We start from the raw sequence: 17934 nt of genomic DNA, 5'->3' as shown, positions 1-17934 counted from the left end.
CACCTTCTGCATCCGCTATCGCCAGCGCCAGCGCGTCCTGGCCTGAGTGACCAGCAGCGCAGTCCGCGGTCCGGTCCGTCGCTCTCGCCCGGTCGATGGGCGGACGAGGGTAGGCCGGACCAGACTGCGGGTCCCCGCTCGCATCAGGAAGCAGGTGCCTCCGGCGAGAACTCAACCAGGCCGTGCTGGCCCCCGCTCTTGCGCGCCACGTAAGCCTGCTCCAGCGTGATCGTGTGGTCGACCGCCTTGCACATATCGTAGATGGTCAACGCGGCCACTGTTGCCGCTGTCAGCGCCTCCACCTCGACGCCGGTCTTGTAGGTTGTGCGTGTGCTTGTCTCGATCAGGATGAGCCCCTGCTCGCGCTGCAGCTCGAACGTGACGCCGACATGCGTCAGCGGCAGCGGGTGGCAGAGCGGAATCAGCTGCGGCGTCGCCTTGGCGGCCATGATGGCGGCGATGCGTGCCACTTCCAAGACGTTGCCCTTGGCGATCTGATTCTGCTCGATGAGCGCCAGCGTCTGCGGCTGCAGGCGCACGCGGGCCCGGGCGGTGGCCTCGCGCCGCGTCTCCGCCTTCTCGCTCACATCGACCATGCGCACATGGCCGCCGGCGTCCACATGGCTCAGCTGAGCAGAGGACTCCTCTGGCCCAGGTATCGGCATCGCACAATTCCCCCTTTCTGTGGCAGTCTCCCCCTCGGCTTCTCCATCCAGAGCGCCGAGCCAGGCTGCTCGTCCTCTTCTGCCGGCAGTATATCATGCCCCGACGGGCAGCGGCAGGGCCAGCGGCGCCGCGATGTCGCTGCCGCTGGGGCCAGGCCAGGATTCTAACATTCCTCTAACACAATTCCTACGGAACTCTAACGCTTCTCTTGTGTTGTTCTAACGGCGGATGTGGCATCTAGTATAGGCGGAGAAAACCCAGGACAGGATAACGAAGCCAGGAAGAGAGTCACGAAACGGTCGAGGTCAAGTAACGGACGGTGAGCAGCGGTCAGTGCCTCGTGCCGTGTCGTGTCGTGCCGCGTCGCGCTGAGCGGAAGCGGGCCTCTCCTCTCCGCGCCGGCCTGGCGTACCGGCTGAGTGTAGCAACCAGGCCCGGCACCGGGACGAACGGGCGAGAGAGTCAGAGCGCTGCCCAGGACGAACGGCGGACAGACAGACAGACAGGCAGGAGGCGAGGCTGTGCCAGCCGTCCTTTTGTGAGCCTGCTTTTGCTTGCCCCTGGCCGGTGTTCGCGACCGACTTGACCGACCAATTAACTGACTGAACGAACGAACGAACGAACGAACAGCGAAGGGAGTGTGTGCGCATGGCGAAGATTCGTCCTGTAGGCGACCGCGTCGTGGTCAAGCCGCTTCCGAAGGAAGAAGTGACCAAGAGCGGGATCGTCATCCCTGACACAGCCAAGGAGAAGCCGCAGGAAGGCACAGTGATCGCCGTCGGCAGTGGGCGCCTGCTTGATAACGGGGACCGGGTGCCCATCGAGGTGCGCGAGGGCGATCACGTCTTGTTTGCCAAGTACGGCGGCACCGAGTTCAAGCTCGACAACGAGGAATATCTGGTCCTTAAAGAGAGCGATATTCTGGCCGTGCTGAGCTGAACCGTATTGGACGGAACGGCGCCGCGCGAGATCGCGCTCATCTCTCTTCTTCTCATCCGCCTTATCTGCTTGGGTGAGGAAACTGAAGCACATCGTTACTTCTACTTCTTCTACTTCTTCTTCTTCTGACCGCTTGCCTTAAGTCAGCGCTTGCCAGCGGCGCACAAGAAGCGCCGAGGCAGCGAGAGCAGGCAAGCGAGAAAGAAAGAAAGAAAGAAAGAGAGAAGACGCAGTAGTAGTAGTAGTAGTTTGAAAGCGAGGTGGAGTACAGCGATGGCGAAGCAGCTGGTCTTTGACGAACAGGCGCGTCACGCCTTGAAGAAGGGCATTGACGTATTGGCGGAGGCTGTCAAGGTTACTCTTGGCCCCAAGGGGCGCAACGTCGCGCTGGATAAGAAGTTTGGCGCGCCCAGCGTCACCCACGACGGCGTCACCGTCGCCAAGGAGATTCAGCTGGAGGACCCCTTTGAGAATATGGGGGCCCAGCTCCTGAAGGAAGCGGCCACCAAGACCAACGATGTCGCTGGCGATGGTACGACGACCGCGACTGTCCTGGCGCAGGCCATCGTCACTGAGGGGCTGAAGAACCTGGCCGCCGGTGCCAACCCGATGCAGCTCAAGCTCGGCATCGACAAGGGAACCGAGGCCGTTGTTGACTATATTCGCTCCAAGGCCATCCCCGTCGAGGGCAAGAAGGAAATCGCCCAGGTCGCCACGATCTCCGCAGCAGATGAGACCATCGGCAGCCTGATCGCCGAGGTCATGGAGAAGGTCGGTAAGGACGGCGTCATCACCGTCGAGGAGTCCCGCGGCATCAACTTCGAGACCGAGTATGTCGAGGGTATGCAGATCGACCGCGGCTATATCTCCCCCTACTTCGTGACGAACTCCGAGAAGATGGAGGCCGTCATCGACGAGCCGTACATCCTGATTACCGATAAGAAGATTAGCGCCGTCCAGGATATCTTGCCCGTTCTGGAGCAGCTGACGCAGCAGGGCCGGCGCGAGATCGTGATCGTAGCGGAGGACGTCGATGGCGAGGCGCTGGCGACCCTGGTGGTCAACAAGCTGCGCGGCGTGCTGAATGTGCTGGCCGTCAAGGCCCCAGGCTTCGGCGATCGCCGCAAGGAGATGCTCCGCGATATGGCCATCCTGACCGGTGGTCAGGTGATCAGCGAGGAGATGGGCCGCCGTCTCGATAGCGCAACGCTGGCCGATCTGGGCCAGGCCCGCCGCGTGGTAGCGACCAAGGACAATATGACCATCGTCGAGGGGCGCGGCAATCCGGCTGACATCCAGGCGCGCATCCGCCAGATCAAAGCCCAGATCGAGGAGACGACCAGCGATTACGATCGCGAGAAGCTGCAGGAGCGCCTGGCGAAGCTGGCCGGCGGCGTGGCCCTGATCAAAGTCGGGGCCGGTACCGAGGTGGAGCTGAAGTATCGCAAGACGCGCGTCGAGGACGCCCTGTCGGCGACTCGCGCCGCAGTCGAGGAAGGCATCGTCCCCGGCGGTGGCGTGGCCCTGCTCAACGCCATTAAGGCGCTCGATAATGTGAAGCTGGAAGGCGATGCGGCGACCGGCGTGTCGATCCTGCGCCGCGCTCTGGAGGAGCCAATGCGCCAGCTGGCGATCAACGCGGGCCGCGATGGCTCGGTGGTCGTTGAGGGCGTGCGCCGCGCTCAGCAGGAGCAGCAGAACGAGAACGTTGGCTACAACGTGCTGGCTGATCGCTACGAGGATATGGTCGCCGCCGGTATCATCGACCCCGCCAAGGTGACCCGCTCGGCCCTGCAGAATGCCGCCAGCATCGCGGCCATGATCCTGACGACGGAGGCCCTCGTCACCGATATCCCAGAGAAGGAGAAGGCCCCCTCGGCGCCGGCTCCCGAGTACTAGTCGTCTGTAGCAGGCGGCCTATCCATAGCCTTAGCGCTTCCGCTCTGGATACCTCAAGGAGACTCCCTGAAGCTTGTCGCCCCTTCCCCTACCACCCAGGGGGGAAGGGGCGTGTTTCTTTGCTGGCACTCTCTCCTCTGCTCTGCTCGGCCCTTCTTTCTCCGCCCCTGCTCCAGCTCCGCCCGCTCTACTTTCCCGTGAAGGAACGACAGCGCTTGCTTGCTTTCTTGACGCCCACAGGCGCAGGTGAGTAGACTACTCCTGTGGGCGGGTAGCCCTGTTCTCAAGCAGGCTGAGTTGCCTGGGCTATCCGTGTGGCTCGTCATGCTCTGCCCACGACGAGTTGTCTTCCCTCGAGGGAGGCCGGGCAGAATCTGGCCTGATTGGCTGGTTGGTTCATTGACGATGGGACTCTGATGAGAGAGCGCTGGGAGGAGAATGCCCTGGCGAGGCGCTGGGCTGGTGTGTGGCGAGGTAGAATCAGTGGACATCGGAGCGAGCAGGTCGGAGCGTGGGCCGCCCTCGGATCAGTCAGGGCAGGATGACAGAGGAAAGGACGAAGATGTTATGGCTACCGTTGTTCTGGTTGGCACCCTGGATACGAAGGGCCAGGAGTACGCCTATCTGCGCGAGCGCGTGCAGGCTGAAGGCTGCGATGTGCTGCTCGTCGACGCCGGCGTCAAGGGGACACCGTTGACGCCGCCGGACATCAGCCGCGAGGAAGTGGCGCGCGCTGCGGGGACGGAGCTGGCAGAGCTGGTAGAGCGCGGCGACCGCGGTGCTGCCATCGAGGCAATGGCTCGTGGGGCCACCGCCGTGCTCACAGAGCTATTTGCTCGAGGCCGCCTGCATGGGGTCCTTGGCCTGGGCGGCTCCGGTGGCTCGGCCCTGGTGACCCAGGCCATGCGCGCCTTGCCCATCGGTGTCCCCAAGCTGATGGTCTCAACGCTGGCCTCGGGCGACACCCGTCCCTATGTCGGCGCCGTCGACATCGCCATGATGTACTCGGTCGTCGACATCGCTGGCATCAACCGCCTCTCGGAACGCATCCTGAGCAATGCCGCCGCCGCCATCGCCGGCATGGCCCGCACCTATGCCTCCTTCCAGCCGACGCCGAGTAGCCGCCCGCTCATCGGCGCCACCATGTTTGGCGTCACTACGCCCTGTGTAACAGAGGCGCGGCGCTCCCTCGAAGAGCGCGGCTACGAGGTGCTGGTCTTCCATGCCACCGGTACCGGCGGTCAGTCGCTTGAAGCCCTGGTTCGGGGCGGCTTCCTGGCCGGCGTTCTCGACATTACCACGACCGAGCTGGCCGACGAACTGGTGGGCGGCGTCCTGAGCGCTGGCCCCGAGCGTCTGGATGCCGCCGGTCAGGTGGGACTACCACAGGTGGTCTCGCTCGGGGCCCTCGACATGGTCAACTTCGGCCCGCTGGAGACCGTCCCCGAGAAATTCCGCGCTCGCCGCCTCTACAAGCACAATCCAACCGTCACCTTGATGCGCACCACGCCCGAAGAGTGCGCCGCTCTCGGCCACATCATCGCCCGCAAACTCAACCAGGCCCGCGGTCCCACGGCTCTCTTCATTCCGCTGCGCGGCGTCTCGCTCATCGACACCGAGGGGCAGCCGTTCTATGATCCTGCTGCAGACCAGGCTCTCATCAGCGCTCTCAAGGCCGACCTGCAGCCCCATATCGAGGTCCACGAGCTGGACATGGACATCAACGACCCGCGTTTCGCTCAGGCAATGGCCCGCCGCCTTGATGAACTGATCCAGGAGCAGCGGCGCCAGGCCGGTGAGCCAACAGGAAGCATGCGCGCTCAGACTCAACAAACTCAAGCGCCCAACGAAGGAGGAGCAGCCTCATGAATCGAGCAGAGGCACTTGCGCGATTGCGAGAGACCGTCAAGCAAGGGGGAGTGATTATCGGCGCCGGGGCCGGGACCGGCCTGTCGGCCAAGTGTGCGGAGGCCGGCGGCGTTGACCTGATCATCATCTACAACTCGGGTCGCTACCGCATGGCCGGACGCGGCTCCCTGGCGGGCCTGCTCCCCTACGGCGATGCCAACGCCATTGTCGTCGAGATGGCCGGCGAAGTACTGCCGATCGTCAAACACACGCCCGTGCTGGCCGGCGTCTGCGGTACCGATCCCTTCCGCGTTATGCCCTACTTCCTGCGCCAGCTCAAGGAGATGGGCTTTGTCGGCGTCCAGAATTTCCCCACCGTCGGGCTGATCGACGGGGTCTTTCGCCAGAATCTGGAAGAGACCGGTATGGGCTTCGCCCTGGAGGTCGAGATGATCCGCCAGGCGCATGAACTGGATCTGCTCACCGCGCCCTACGTCTTCGATCCCGAGCAGGCGCGCGCGATGGCTGAAGCCGGCGCCGATGTCCTGGTCCCTCATATGGGGCTGACAACCAAGGGCACCATCGGGGCTCAGACCGCCCTGACGCTGGACCAGTGCGTTGAGCGCATCCAGGCCATGCACGATGCCGCCAGGGCCGTCAACCCCGATGTCCTGGTCCTCTGCCACGGCGGCCCGATTGCCGAACCGGAAGATGCCGCCTACGTGCTGGCGCGCACGCATGGCGTGGTCGGCTTCTTTGGCGCCTCCAGTATGGAGCGCCTGCCGACCGAGACGGCCATTACCGAGACTACCCGTCGCTTCAAGGCCCTGCGCCCCGGCCAGGCCGTCTGAGCACCAGCGGACGCGCCCAGAGGCCAGAGGTCCAGCGATCAGATCAGGCAGGAAGGAGTGAGGCGGAGCTGCCTGGTCTGATCGCCGGCGCAACAGGCTCCCCTCGCTCCTCGCGGTTTCTCTTCCCTCCCTGATCAGGTCGGCTGCTGGCGCGAGGCTGTCGTCGTCTCCTCAAGACGGTAGACGCGACGCGCAGTCTCCGACCACAGCAGGCGCTGCTCGTAGAGCGGGTAGGCGCTCAGCATGGTTCGCAGGGCCTCATACCAGCGTCGGTAGCTGGAAGCCAGCAAAACCACTGGCCAGTCGCCACCAAACAGCAGGCGCTCGGGACCAAAGGCCGCCATCACTGTCCCCAGATAGGGAACCAGGTCGTAGGCGCTCCAACGCTCGTGGTCGGCTTCTGTGACCATGCCGCTGACCTTGCAGACCACGTTTGGCTGCTCGCCCAGAGCCTGAATGTGCTGCCGCCACGGCTCACGCTCTCTTGTGCGGATCGGCGGCTTGCCCAGGTGATCAAGGATGAAAGAGGTATCGGGACAGCGCCGTACCAGCTCGACAACGCTCGCCAGCTGCTGATGACGCACACAGAGATCGCAGGAGAGGCCGTAGTCGGCGAGCAGGCGGACACCGTCAACGAAGGCCGGGCGCAGACAGAAGTCATCTTCTGCCTCATTCTCGATGTTGCGCCGTACCCCCTTGATCAAAGGCGAGAGCGCTCGCAGCGCTTCCAGGTGGGCGCGCACCGCCAGGCCCTGCTCCAGGGGGGCCGCAGCCACAATGGCCTTCAGCCGTGGCTCCTCCTGCGCCAGCTCCACGATCCAGGCCGCCTCTCGCAGCGCCTCCTCGGGCGCCACCACGACCTCGACGTAGACCAGCGCCTCGATCGGCAACCCCTGCGTCTCCCGCCGGTAGTCCTCCGGCCCAAAGGCGCGCTTGAGCTGCGGATGCCCCTCTAGCCAGGGCATGCGAAAGCGCTGCGGGTCCCAAAAGTGGACATGGGCATCAATGATGGGGAGCAGCTCATCGGCTCCCACAGAGGAAGAGAGAGAAAGATCGCGCATGGCGGCTCTCGCTCCTTTCTGTGCCTGTCTGCGCCGGGAAGCACTCCGTTGTGTGGATCTGGCCCTGGCCGATTTGGCCGATTGGCCTGGTGCCGCCTCCCTTATTCTCGGACTCCCTCACTCCCTCACCAGGTATTCCATTACGAAGCCTGATAGATGGCTTCCAGCTCCTGCCACAGCTCCGCAGGAATCGGCTGCTGTGCCAGGGTCAGCGTCTCGGCAATGCGCTCGGGCCGCGTTACGCCAACGATGGTCGAGGCGATGCGCTCATCGCGCAGCGAGAACTGCAGCGCCGCTGCCGCCAGCGACACCCCATAACGCGCGCAGGCGGCCTGCATACGTCGGGCCTTCTCCAACAGCTCCGCGCTGGCCTCGCCATACATATAGCGCGGATAGGCGTCCGGTCCCTTGGCCAGCAGCCCGCTGCCATAGGGAGCAGCGTTCACCGCCGCCACCCCGCGGCTCCGGCACAGGTCCCAAAAGCGATCAGCCTCGCGATTGAGCAGGGTATAGCGATTGTGGGAAATGGCCGCCTCGAAGAGACCTGTCTCCACAAAGCGCGTCATCATCTCGATCGGGCCCCCGGCGATGCCCAAGTGCTCGATCAGACCCTCCTCCTTCAGCTGGAGCAGGACCTCGACCGGCCCACCCGGGGCCATCATGACCTCGAACGGGTCCTGTGTCGGATCAGGAATATACTCAGGATCGTGCAGATAGACCAGCTGCAGCTGCTCCAGACCAAGCAGACGCAGGCTACGCTCCACACTACGGCGCATCTGTGGGCCACTGAACTCGCCCGTCTGCAGATTGCGGTCAGCCTTCGTCGCCAGGACGAAGCCAGGCGGCAGACCGCCCAACTCGCGCAGCACGACGCCAATGCGACGCTCACTCTCACCATCGCCATAGGCCGCCGCCGTGTCAAGGAAATTGAGCGGGCTGGCAAAGATCGCGCGGATCGTCGCGAGAGCCCGCTCCTCGGGCACCTCGTAGGCAAAGGTTTCCGGCATATTGCCCAACGGCGCGCAGCCGATGCAGATCGGCGTCACCTGCAGACCAGTCTGGCCCAGCGCTCGCCGCGGCAGCGGGGCCGCAGCCCCCATTGCAGACGTCATAACTACACCAAACCTCCTCTGGCGTTCGCTCTTCAGAACAGGATAGGAGTGGCACAACCTGGACGGACCAGATCATCCAGCGGCTGCTCACTCAGACTGCGCTCGGTCAGCAAACGGTCTCTGGCTGTCTATGTCTATCGAGCCAGGCCACCATCCACAACGCAGCCTGGGCGTCGTCAGATGGCCGTCCAGCCGCCATCGATCACCAGCGCAGAGCCGGTCACAAAGGCCGCCTCATCTGAGGCCAGATAAAGGGCCGCCGCCGCGATCTCCTCGGGCCTCCCCATGCGCCCCAACGGCTGGCGCGCATGGAGCTGCTGACGCACCTCATGCTCGCGACCTGCGAAATCGCGCGCCAGGTAGCCCTCCACAAACGCCGTATGCACCGTGCCGGGGCAGATGGCATTGCAGCGAATGCCCTGCTTCACATAATCGGCGGCAATAGTGCGCGTCAGCGCCAGCACCGCCCCTTTGCTCGCGCTATAGACCAGGCGGCGCTCCACCCCAATCATCGCCGCCACCGAGGCCATATTAATGATCACCCCACCAGGCGGCTGCTGGGCCAGCATCTGGCGCACTCCCTCGCGGGCACAGAGAAAGACGCCGCGAGCATTGACGCGCATCACCCGCTCCCAATCCTCCAGCGACGCCTCCAAGACACTGCCCACATGACTGATACCGGCATTATTCACCAGAATATCCAGCCGGCCCTCGCACGAAGCCACCTCAGCCAGCGCTGCCCGCACCTGATCCTCCTCAGCCACATCCAGCGTCCAGGCGCGGGCCTGGCCTCCAGCGGCCACGATCGCCTCCGTCACCCGCTGCGCCGCCTCCGGACGCAGATCGGCCACCACCACCCGCGCCCCCTGACGCGCAAAGAGCAGCGCAATCTGCTCCCCGATCCCCGAGCCAGCGCCGGTGATCAAAGCCACCTTCCCATCCAGACGAAAGACCACGCTCGCCCCTCCTTTCCGTTCCGTTCCTTGATCCTCGACAGACAGGCATTAGTCCGTGTGGAAGACCTCGCGCATCAGCGCCCACCACTCACCGGGCGCCCGCGACTCCACAGGCTCCTGCAGGGGATCGGTTAGCTTCCACCACTCCTGTGTTTTCGGATCAGCGGCCATCTTCGCCATATCGGCCTCGTAGTCGTCGCCGACATACTCGAAATAGGCGAAGAGCAGCGTCCCATGACGGAAAATCGTATAGTTGCGGATATTACAGGCGTGAATAGTTGCCAGCACCTCCGGCCAGACCGCGGCATGGAGCCGCTCATAGGTCTCGATGGCCTCTGGCTTGAGGCCAATGATCTGTCCGACTCTGCGCATAGCAGGCAATCCTCCTGTTATTGTAGCGCGCCGGCCAGGCTCCTGGAAAGCCTGCCCTCCCCAGTCCAGGGCGGGTCGATCGGGCAGCCACATGGCCTGACCCGCGCCGCCAGTGAGCGCCTGATCGCGCCTCACTCGCCTGATCGCTCGGCTTGGACCCGTCGCGCTGCTGCCCAGACCGGCCCGTCGGGGAAAGAATAGGCTGCGATCGAGTCGGAGTGCATCGTCGCGCTGTAGCCGGGGGCCAGCGGTGGCAGATAGCGTGCATTGCGCATCACCACTGGGTGCACGAAATGCTCATGCAGGTGGGGCGTATATTCAATCATTCGTTCCTCCAACGAGCCGCTGACGGCGATATAATCGAATATTGCCAGATGCTGCACATATTCGGAGAGACCCACGCCGCCGGCATGAGGGCAGACCGGCACCCCGTATTTAGCGGCCAGCAAGAGCACTGCCAGCACCTCGTTGACGCCGCCCAGGCGACAGGCGTCGATCTGACAGAAGCCAATAGCCTGAGCTTGAAAGAGCTGTTTAAAAATGATGCGGTTCTGCACATGCTCGCCCGTTGCCACGCGCACAGGAGCGATGGCGCGCGCGATAGCGGCATGGCCGAGAATATCATCGGGACTGGTTGGCTCCTCAATCCAGAGCGGCTCAAACTCCGCCAGCTCCTGCATAACGGCGATGGCCTCTCCCACCTCCCACACCTGGTTGGCGTCCATCATCAGCGTGCAGTCGGGGCCAATCTCCTCGCGCATGATGCGGGCGCGCTGGCGATCCCGTTCCAGACCGAGGCCCACCTTGAGCTTGAAATGGCGCCAGCCCTCGGCCAGAGCCTGGCGACAGAGGGTCCGCAGCTGCTCGTCGCTATAGCCCGACCAGCCAGCTCCAGTCGTATAGGCAGGATAGCCGAGATGCAGCAGCTCGGCCTCGCGCTCGGCGCGCGTCGGCGCCAGGCGCTGCAACAACTCCAGCGCCTCGGCAGGCGAGAGCACATCGCTCAGATAGCGGAAATCGATGCAAGTCACCAGCTGCTCGGGCGACATGTCCACCAGCAACTTCCAGAGGGGCTTTCCCTCAACCTTGGCCCAGAGATCCCAGACCGCGTTCACCAGAGCCGCCGTGGCCATGTGAATGACCCCCTTCTCCGGCCCGATCCAGCGCAGCTGACTGTCGCCGGTTATGTGACGCCAGAAAGCGCGCATGTCGGCAGTAAACTCCTCCAGCGTGTGCCCACGCACCAGCGGCGCCAGGGCCCGAATAGCGGCCACACAGACCTCGTTGCCGCGCCCGATGGTGAAGGTAAAACCGTGGCCCTCCAGCCCATGAGGATGATCGGTCCGCAGGACCACATAGGCCGCCGAGTAGTCGGGATCGGCATTCATGGCGTCAGAGCCGGCCAGCGTGCGCGAGGTGGGGAACCGAATATCGTAGACCCGGACATCAACGATGGTTACTGTCAATACACCACTCCTTTTTACCTGGCTGGCAACGCGCCGCTCCCTCCGCCAGAGCAGACGAACAGGCTACCCTCTCCTGCTCCCTGCTGATGAGCCCCCGCTCCCAGGATGGTCCCACACCTCCAGTGGAGCGCCGACCCTTCCCCTGGTTCGCCTGAGAGAGCCTCTTCCGCTGCATAACGCGCCGGGCGCCCCTCGTCGATGGCGGAGGGAGCAAGCGCCTGCTTGACGCTGCGCCATCTGAAGGTATACTATATTCTGTATTCAGAATACAGTACAACAGGTGACAAAGTCAAGCGCGCAGATAACGGAAGAAAGGCCAGCGGGCCTGGTGCCCGCTGGGCTGGCTGTGTCAGACTGAGCTGGCCCTGGCCAGCTTGCGAACGCTAACTAATGGTGACTATGTATGAGCCTCCAGAGGAGGAGGAGGCCCCCTGCGATGATCAGAAGCAGAAAGAAAGAGAGAGGAGAGTACGTTACAGTCATGAGACTCACCTCCGTCGGGGGAGACAGTGCCGGAACATCTCACACGACTTTTTATACGTTCCAGCATGCAGAAAGTGGCAAGTGGTCGATGGAGGCAATGGCTGCCTGGTGACCAATGCCGGACAGGGCGCAGATTGGGGGCAAAAGCGAGGGGGTGCGCCTTGACCGGGGCGGCCCTTCTGGGTATACTATATTCTGTATTCTGAATACAGCGTACTCTTTACAAAGTTGGGTGGGCGCGCCAAAATAGAGAGGCGCACCGTGGGCGTGGGCAGACTGGAGGCAGCCGGGTCGGAGGTTGGAGAGAGCGACGGCGGCGACGAAGGCAAAAGTGGGCTGCTGAAGCCGGCGGGGCGTAGCAGGCTCGACCTCGGTCCGGGTCTGGGCGGAGGGCTGGGATCTGGAGCGAGGGGTGGCCTGCTGAGACTAGCAAGCAGCAAGACAGGAGCGAGCAGGTATGAGCCAATCTGAAGCGGAAACCAATCACTGGGAGGGGGCAGCGGCAGCCGTTGCCGACGTTGTTGACGAGCGCTTTGTGGGTGAACTCTTCGACCTGCTCTGGGGGCAAGAGCGCACCGCCACCCCTACCGTTGCCGACTACGCCTACGAGCAGCTCTGGAAGCGCGTCATCCTGCTGGGCGGCAGCGAGGAGCAGCGCCTCTCCGACGTGGCCCTTGCCGAGCAACTGGGAGTCAGTCGCACGCCTGTGCGGCAGGCGCTAGAGCGGCTCGTCCAGGAGGGGCTGGTACGCTCCGATCCGCGGCGGGGCTACTGGACGCGCACCTTCACCTCCCAGGACATCCACGAGATCTACGACCTGCGCGAGGCGCTGGAAGTGCTCGCGCTACGGCTGGCGGCGCCGCACCTGAAGCGTGAAGAGCTGCAAGCTCAGCTCGATGAGCTAGAGGCCATTCGCGCCGGGCTGGCGAGCAATCCCTTCCTGCGCTTTCTCAAGGTTGACCTGCTCTTTCATCTATTGATCACGCGCGCCTCGCGCAATGGGCGCCTGATCCACTGTCTCTCGGAGCTGCGCAGTCAGCTCTGCATGTTCCAGATGCGCGATAGTTTCTATCCACGTCGCATCGAGATCGCTCTCAACGATCATGAGCAGATCTTGCGGGCCTTACTCGCCGGCAAGCGCGACGAGGCTGCTGCCCTGTTAGCGGCTCACATTCGCCACTCCAAAGAAGGAGTGCTGGCCGATATCTTTGCCGAAGAGAGTCATCTCCCCTCCTAGTCAGAGGAGCCAGGCCGCGCCGATACAGGCTGGCAGGAAGCGGAAGGAGGCGGGCGGGGGACAGGCAGGGTACAAGGAGAGCGGGCGGGGCTATGAAGCCGCTGCCACACTCGCAGGGAGGTCGTCATGCCTTCGACTTCGATGGAGACGGAGCAGTCACCGATCATTCGCCTGCGCAAGATCACCAGGCGCTTTCCGGGCGTCACCGCCGTCGCCGAGGTTGACCTCGACATCTATCCCGGAGAAGTTCACGTCGTCGCTGGCGAGAACGGGGCCGGTAAATCGACGCTCATGAAAATACTGTATCAGGTCGAGCGTCCCGACGCTGGCCAGGTCTATCTCAATGGCCAACTCCTCAGCTTTCACGGGCCCCATTATGCCCGCGCTCTTGGCATCGCGATGGTGCACCAGGAATTTGCCCTTGCGCCGCACCTCTCCGTCGCCGAAAACCTTTTTCTCGGGCGTGAGCCGTTGCGCTTCGGCTTCATTCGCCGGCGCCGCGAGTTAGCCGAGGCGCGCCATCTGCTGGCGCAGGTTGGTCTTGACCTGGACCCGCGTCGCCTGGTGGCCTCGCTCTCCGTGGCCGAGCAGCAGCTTGTCGAAATTGCTCGGGCCATCAGCTTCAATGCGCGCGTCCTCATCCTTGACGAGCCGACCGCCACCCTTACCGAGCAAGAGATTGCCCGTCTCTTCGAGGTCATTCGCCAGCTCACGGCCCGGGGGGTGGCCATCCTCTACATCTCCCATCGCCTTGATGAGATTTTCCAGATCGCTGACTGCGTGACCGTCATGCGGGATGGGCGTGTCGTAGCCACGCTTCCGCGGGCCGAACTCAGCGAGCAGAAGCTGGTCCAGCTCATGGTTGGGCGCGCCATTACCAACCTCTACCCGCGCCCCGAGACCCATCCTGGCCCCGTTCTGCTGCGCGTCGACAGACTGAGCCGGCGCGGCCTACTCCACGACTGCTCGTTCGAGGTGCGGGCCGGCGAGATCCTGGGCTTTGCCGGCCTGATCGGGGCCGGGCGCAGCGAGCTGGCGCGTGCCGTCTGTGGTGCTGACCCAATTGACAGCGGGCGCATCCTCCTGGACGGCCACGAGCTGCACATTCGCCGTCCCGCCGACGCCATTCGGGCCGGCCTCGCCTACGTCACCGAGGACCGCAAGCGCGAGGGCCTGGCTCTTGATCTGGGGGTCGACCAGAACATCACCCTGGCCAGCCTTCCTGCTCGTCTGGGGCTCCTACTCTTGCGGCGCGAGCGGACCACTGCCTTGCAGGCCTGCCAGCGCCTTAACATCCGCACCCCCTCGGTGCGCCGTAAGGCGCGCCTCCTTTCGGGCGGCAACCAGCAGAAGGTCGTCGTGGCGCGCTGGCTGGAGACGCAGGCCAGAGTCATCTTCTTCGACGAGCCGGCGCGCGGTATCGATGTTGGGGCCAAAGCCGAGATGTTTGCCCTTATTGGTAGACTGGCGAGCGAGGGGCGAGCCATTGTGCTCATTTCGTCCTATCTTCCCGAGCTGCTCAACATGTGCGATCGCATTGCAGTGATGCGCGAGGGGCGCATCGTTGGCACGCTCTCGCGAGGACAGTTCAGCGAAGAGCGCATCATAGCCCTGGCAACTGGGGCCAGTGAGGTGACCATCCCATGAAGGAATCTCTGAGCAGGAAGATCGCGGACGAGCCAGGCGCGGAGACCGGTCTCTCCTGGCGCCGGCTGCTGCCAGCCCAGATCTCCGACCTTATTTCTCAGTTCGCGGCGGCGGGCGCACTCATCGTCATCTGCGTCGCGCTCTCCATCGCCTCGCCGGTCTTTCTCACTCTCTACAACCTCTTCAATATTGTCTCACAGACTGCCGTCACGGCCATTATCGCCCTGGGCATGACCTTTGTCATCATCACGGCTGGCATTGATCTCTCGGTCGGCTCGGTGGCGGCTCTGGCGGGGGTGCTCGGCGTCAAGATGATGGTCGATCTCGGTCTGAGCTGGCCGCTGGCAGTCCTCGGCGGCACCCTGGTCGGTGGCCTGGCTGGCCTGGCCAACGGCCTGCTGATTACCCGCGCCCGCCTGGCGCCCTTCATCGCCACTCTGGGTATGATGAGCGTGGCGCGCGGCCTCGTGAATATTATTACGGGAGCTACCGCGGTCTTTGGCGTCCCCGACTCTTTTCGCCTGCTCGGCCAGGGCATGATCGACGGCGTGCCCATTCCCTTGATTACGCTGATAGTGCTGGCTGTGGCGGCCCACTTGCTCTTGAGCCGCACACGCCTGGGACGCTACACCTACGCCATTGGCTCCAATGAGGAGGCGGCACGCCTGGCGGGCATTCGCGTCGGCGCCTATCTGGTGGCCGTCTATGTGCTCCAGGGCCTGCTGGCCGGCTTCGGGGGCATGGTGGCCATGTCGCGCGTGGCCTCGGGCCAGCCCAACTTTGGTGACGGGCTGGAGCTGGATGTCATCGCCGCCGCCGTCATCGGAGGCTGCAGCCTCTTCGGCGGCCAGGGCACCATTCTGGGCACCCTGATTGGGGCCTTCTTGATGGCGGTGATCCGCAACGGGGCGGTCCTGCTCAATATTGATACCTTTACGCAGAGCGTTATCATCGGCGTCATTATCTGGCTGGCGGTGATCTGGGACCAGTTCCGCCGCCGCCGCTTTGCGGAGAGCACCCGCTAAGCGCGGGCAACCCGCGCCGCGCGCCAATCGTCCCGTGAGCACCGCCGTCCTGGTGGCCGGCTCAGAACGCTCGCTGCTCTCTACCGCTGATGTAAGAAAGGGGGTGGCCTCTCTTCTGTACACACCTGCTCTCTCTGACAGGCGGTCCACTCTTCCGCTGGGCCTGTCCACTCCGTTGGCCCACTTGCCCGCCGACAGGAGCGCAGGCTGGGCTGGTGATCTTGCTCGTGCTCGTAGATAGGCAAGGCAACTGCTGCATGAGGCGCAGAAAAAGAAGGTATGGCATCAAGGACGATGAACGATCGGCGCGGCCTGGGTTGGCGAGGCCCGCCGCTTCAGTGAGGAAACAAGCGACCGCGGGGCGCCGCGGTCAAAGGCAAAGGAGGCTGTTCTGATGCGACAACTTCTGCGCAGACTGGTGCGGGATATCTTCTTTCCTCTCTGGCTACTGCTGGTGGCCGGCCTGATCAGTGCCTGTGGCAGTGTCACTGTACAGTCATCAGGCAGTAATAACAACACTACTGCCTCTGGACCGCTCAGGATTGCCGTCATTCCCAAGGCCATCGGCTTCGACTTCTGGGAGCAGGTCCACAAAGGGGCGGAGTGCGCCGCTTCGAAGCAGCAGCAGGTTTCAGTGATCTGGAACGGCGTGACCGCTGAGACCGACGTGACCGGGCAGATCGACCTGCTGACCAACTACATTACGCAGCATGTCAATGGCCTGATCTACGCCGCTACCGATGCACGCGCCCTCTACCAGGTGACGCAGCAGGCCCTCAAGGCAAACATTCCCGTGGTCAATATCGACTCGGGCACCTATCCGCAGCCGTCCAACGTGCCGCTCTTTGCCACTGATAACATCGCCTCAGCGCGCAAGGCTGCCGATCTGCTGGCTCAGCAGCTCAACGGTCATGGTAAGGTGGCTTTGATCGAGTTCCAGCCGGGCAGCGCCACCAATGATCAGCGTGTCCAGGGCTTCAAGCAAGAGCTGGCCAAGTATCCGGGCATTCAGCTCGTCGCTGACCAGTCCAGCCACAGCGACTACAACCAGGCGCTGAGTGTGGCCGAGGACATCCTGACGGCCCACCCCGATCTGAATGGAATCTTTGCCGCCAATGAGCCGAGCGTACTGGGGGCGGCGGAGGCGGTGCGCCGCATTGGCAAAGCTGGCAAGATCACGATCATCGGCTGGGATGCCGCCCCCGACGAGGTCAAGGGAGTGCAGCAGGGGACGATTTCGGCCCTGGTGGTGCAGAACCCCTTTAGGATGGGCTATGACAGCGTCAATGCAATGGTGCGCATTCTGCGCCAGCACGCCACCGTCCAGAGCGAGGATACGGGGGTAACGATCCTGACCAAGGCCAATCTCAACGATCCCAAGGTCCAGGCGGTGCTCAATCCGAGCTGCCAGAATCCCCCGCTGTGAGCCGGGCCGTTGCTGAGTCGATGGAGGCTCTGACCCCGCGGTTCAGGGGAGGACAGTCCAGATAGAGAAGAGAGATCCAGCCCCCAGAGGAGGCGGGCGACGAGCAGGCGCATGGTCTGCAGTCGCTAGCTCTCCTTTCCTGGGGGCTGGACCTTCTTCCATGAGTGAGTTTGCGGTCAGATCACCTGTCTGTCTGCCTGTTGGCCCTCTACCGCATTGCTCGCTGGCATCTGCCCGCGGCACAGCACAAAGAAGGCCATGACCCAGCGTCTGGCTGCCAATGCAAACGGGTGGGCCGCTCGACGGTGGTGGCCCGAGACAGCGAATCCAGACAGACCTCGTGCTGTCCAGCGCTCTCTCTCTCTATCAGAGCCTGGAAGCGCTCGCTGGCAAAGGGCGAGCTGCTTGACTCAGGTGGGCAGACAAACAGATAGACAGGCAGGCCGTATCTTGTTGTGGCCATACCGAGTCGCCACACAGCGATCGTCGCTGCTGGACGCGGACCGGTCGCAGTCAGTCAAGTCCGATCACGATTCAGGCGCGAGATTGCCGTACTGGCTTTCGTCTCTGCTGATGAGCGCGCTCTCTCAGACCAGGCGAGACTACCCAGATGCGCGTGGCTGCTGCTGCGCGCTCAAGGCTTGATCAGGGCCTCATAGTAGTCTGCACAGTCGTCGCAGAGGATCGTCGCCATCTTGGTGATGTAGTCACGAGTAGACTGCTGATGCTCAGGGCACACGGGCATCTGGCAGCGCGCACATAGAGCTGTCGCCTTGGCCCCACACACGTAGCATTTCCTGGGATCGATCTTGCCTCCCTCGGTCTCGGGAGGGATCTCTGTGATCTGCTCTTCTAACATGGCTCCTCCTTCGTGTCCATGATGACGCGCTGTTTCGGCTCGTTGCACTGACCGATCCGACCGCCCTGCGTCCTGACTGGCAGGCGC

At 63.5% G+C, this 17934-nt stretch carries 15 protein-coding genes; 8 read left to right on the top strand and 7 right to left on the bottom strand.

What is annotated here, in order from left to right:
- Nucleotides 1-143: 143 nt before the first annotated feature.
- Nucleotides 144-665 (bottom strand): cyclic pyranopterin monophosphate synthase MoaC, encoded by a 522-nt coding sequence (moaC, locus tag BGC09_RS17285; RefSeq protein ID WP_069805482.1) that lies wholly within the window; start codon nt 663-665, stop codon nt 144-146.
- A gap of 649 nt (nt 666-1314) precedes the next feature.
- Between moaC and groES the strand changes: the two genes are divergently transcribed.
- The 4 genes from groES (at nt 1315) to BGC09_RS17265 (ending at nt 6203) form a co-directional block, all read left to right on the top strand.
- The gene (gene groES, locus BGC09_RS17280; protein ID WP_069805481.1) at nt 1315-1605 is read left to right on the top strand and encodes a co-chaperone GroES; all 291 of its coding nucleotides are present in this window, start codon (nt 1315-1317) and stop codon (nt 1603-1605) included.
- A gap of 273 nt (nt 1606-1878) precedes the next feature.
- Nucleotides 1879-3504, top strand: a complete 1626-nt coding sequence (gene groL, locus BGC09_RS17275; protein ID WP_069805480.1) for a chaperonin GroEL — start codon at nt 1879-1881, stop codon at nt 3502-3504.
- Nucleotides 3505-4071: 567 nt separating this feature from the next.
- Nucleotides 4072-5373: a Tm-1-like ATP-binding domain-containing protein gene (locus BGC09_RS17270; protein WP_084659044.1), complete on the top strand. Its 1302-nt coding sequence runs from the start codon at nt 4072-4074 to the stop codon at nt 5371-5373.
- Entirely contained in the window at nt 5370-6203 is an 834-nt protein-coding gene (locus BGC09_RS17265; protein ID WP_069805479.1) for a phosphoenolpyruvate hydrolase family protein, read from the top strand. The genes BGC09_RS17270 and BGC09_RS17265 overlap by 4 nt, the downstream gene beginning before the upstream one ends.
- 134 nt (nt 6204-6337) lie before the next feature.
- On the opposite strand, the gene BGC09_RS17260 is transcribed toward BGC09_RS17265, so the two are convergent.
- The 5 genes from BGC09_RS17260 to BGC09_RS17240 form a co-directional block, all read right to left on the bottom strand.
- Complete coding sequence (locus BGC09_RS17260) at nt 6338-7264, bottom strand: amidohydrolase family protein (RefSeq protein WP_069805478.1); 927 nt, start codon at nt 7262-7264, stop codon at nt 6338-6340.
- A 140-nt stretch (nt 7265-7404) separates the two neighbouring features.
- Entirely contained in the window at nt 7405-8376 is a 972-nt protein-coding gene (locus BGC09_RS17255; RefSeq protein WP_218104085.1) for an aldo/keto reductase, read from the bottom strand.
- 176 nt (nt 8377-8552) lie between these two features.
- Nucleotides 8553-9332 carry an SDR family NAD(P)-dependent oxidoreductase gene (locus BGC09_RS17250; RefSeq protein ID WP_069805476.1) on the bottom strand — a complete coding sequence of 260 codons (780 nt, stop codon included), beginning with the start codon at nt 9330-9332 and terminating at the stop codon, nt 8553-8555.
- Between the two features lie 48 nt (nt 9333-9380).
- The gene (locus tag BGC09_RS17245; protein WP_069805475.1) at nt 9381-9704 is read right to left on the bottom strand and encodes an L-rhamnose mutarotase; all 324 of its coding nucleotides are present in this window, start codon (nt 9702-9704) and stop codon (nt 9381-9383) included.
- 131 nt (nt 9705-9835) lie between these two features.
- On the bottom strand, nt 9836-11170 hold the full coding sequence (locus BGC09_RS17240) for an L-fuconate dehydratase (protein ID WP_069805474.1): 1335 nt from the start codon (nt 11168-11170) through the stop codon (nt 9836-9838).
- 940 nt (nt 11171-12110) lie between these two features.
- Between BGC09_RS17240 and BGC09_RS17235 the strand changes: the two genes are divergently transcribed.
- From BGC09_RS17235 to BGC09_RS17220, 4 genes are all read left to right on the top strand, one after another.
- Nucleotides 12111-12890: a GntR family transcriptional regulator gene (locus BGC09_RS17235; RefSeq protein WP_069805473.1), complete on the top strand. Its 780-nt coding sequence runs from the start codon at nt 12111-12113 to the stop codon at nt 12888-12890.
- A gap of 126 nt (nt 12891-13016) precedes the next feature.
- Nucleotides 13017-14537 carry a sugar ABC transporter ATP-binding protein gene (locus BGC09_RS17230; protein ID WP_218104084.1) on the top strand — a complete coding sequence of 507 codons (1521 nt, stop codon included), beginning with the start codon at nt 13017-13019 and terminating at the stop codon, nt 14535-14537.
- Nucleotides 14534-15562: an ABC transporter permease gene (locus BGC09_RS17225; protein ID WP_084659043.1), complete on the top strand. Its 1029-nt coding sequence runs from the start codon at nt 14534-14536 to the stop codon at nt 15560-15562. Before BGC09_RS17230 ends, BGC09_RS17225 begins: the two co-directional genes overlap by 4 nt.
- Nucleotides 15563-15956: 394 nt before the next feature.
- Nucleotides 15957-16988 carry an ABC transporter substrate-binding protein gene (locus tag BGC09_RS17220; RefSeq protein WP_069805472.1) on the top strand — a complete coding sequence of 344 codons (1032 nt, stop codon included), beginning with the start codon at nt 15957-15959 and terminating at the stop codon, nt 16986-16988.
- A 634-nt stretch (nt 16989-17622) separates the two neighbouring features.
- Here BGC09_RS17220 and BGC09_RS17215 read toward each other — a convergent pair.
- Nucleotides 17623-17847 carry a hypothetical protein gene (locus BGC09_RS17215; RefSeq protein WP_069805471.1) on the bottom strand — a complete coding sequence of 75 codons (225 nt, stop codon included), beginning with the start codon at nt 17845-17847 and terminating at the stop codon, nt 17623-17625.
- Nucleotides 17848-17934: the final 87 nt, after the last annotated feature.

It is taken from the genome of Thermogemmatispora onikobensis, assembly GCF_001748285.1.
Taxonomy (GTDB): Bacteria; Chloroflexota; Ktedonobacteria; order Ktedonobacterales; family Ktedonobacteraceae; genus Thermogemmatispora; species Thermogemmatispora onikobensis.
This window is presented reverse-complemented; position numbering and strand designations above follow the sequence as displayed.

What these genes read in the sequence shown, in the direction of transcription:
- moaC (WP_069805482.1), bottom strand. Translation starts at nt 665, where the DNA reads ATGCCGATACCTGGGCCAGAGGAGTCCTCTGCTCAGCTGAGCCATGTG.
- groES (WP_069805481.1), top strand. Translation starts at nt 1,315, where the DNA reads ATGGCGAAGATTCGTCCTGTAGGCGACCGCGTCGTGGTCAAGCCGCTT.
- groL (WP_069805480.1), top strand. Translation starts at nt 1,879, where the DNA reads ATGGCGAAGCAGCTGGTCTTTGACGAACAGGCGCGTCACGCCTTGAAG.
- BGC09_RS17270 (WP_084659044.1), top strand. Translation starts at nt 4,072, where the DNA reads ATGGCTACCGTTGTTCTGGTTGGCACCCTGGATACGAAGGGCCAGGAG.
- BGC09_RS17265 (WP_069805479.1), top strand. Translation starts at nt 5,370, where the DNA reads ATGAATCGAGCAGAGGCACTTGCGCGATTGCGAGAGACCGTCAAGCAA.
- BGC09_RS17260 (WP_069805478.1), bottom strand. Translation starts at nt 7,264, where the DNA reads ATGCGCGATCTTTCTCTCTCTTCCTCTGTGGGAGCCGATGAGCTGCTC.
- BGC09_RS17255 (WP_218104085.1), bottom strand. Translation starts at nt 8,376, where the DNA reads ATGACGTCTGCAATGGGGGCTGCGGCCCCGCTGCCGCGGCGAGCGCTG.
- BGC09_RS17245 (WP_069805475.1), bottom strand. Translation starts at nt 9,704, where the DNA reads ATGCGCAGAGTCGGACAGATCATTGGCCTCAAGCCAGAGGCCATCGAG.
- BGC09_RS17235 (WP_069805473.1), top strand. Translation starts at nt 12,111, where the DNA reads ATGAGCCAATCTGAAGCGGAAACCAATCACTGGGAGGGGGCAGCGGCA.
- BGC09_RS17230 (WP_218104084.1), top strand. Translation starts at nt 13,017, where the DNA reads ATGCCTTCGACTTCGATGGAGACGGAGCAGTCACCGATCATTCGCCTG.
- BGC09_RS17225 (WP_084659043.1), top strand. Translation starts at nt 14,534, where the DNA reads ATGAAGGAATCTCTGAGCAGGAAGATCGCGGACGAGCCAGGCGCGGAG.
- BGC09_RS17220 (WP_069805472.1), top strand. Translation starts at nt 15,957, where the DNA reads ATGCGACAACTTCTGCGCAGACTGGTGCGGGATATCTTCTTTCCTCTC.
- BGC09_RS17215 (WP_069805471.1), bottom strand. Translation starts at nt 17,847, where the DNA reads ATGTTAGAAGAGCAGATCACAGAGATCCCTCCCGAGACCGAGGGAGGC.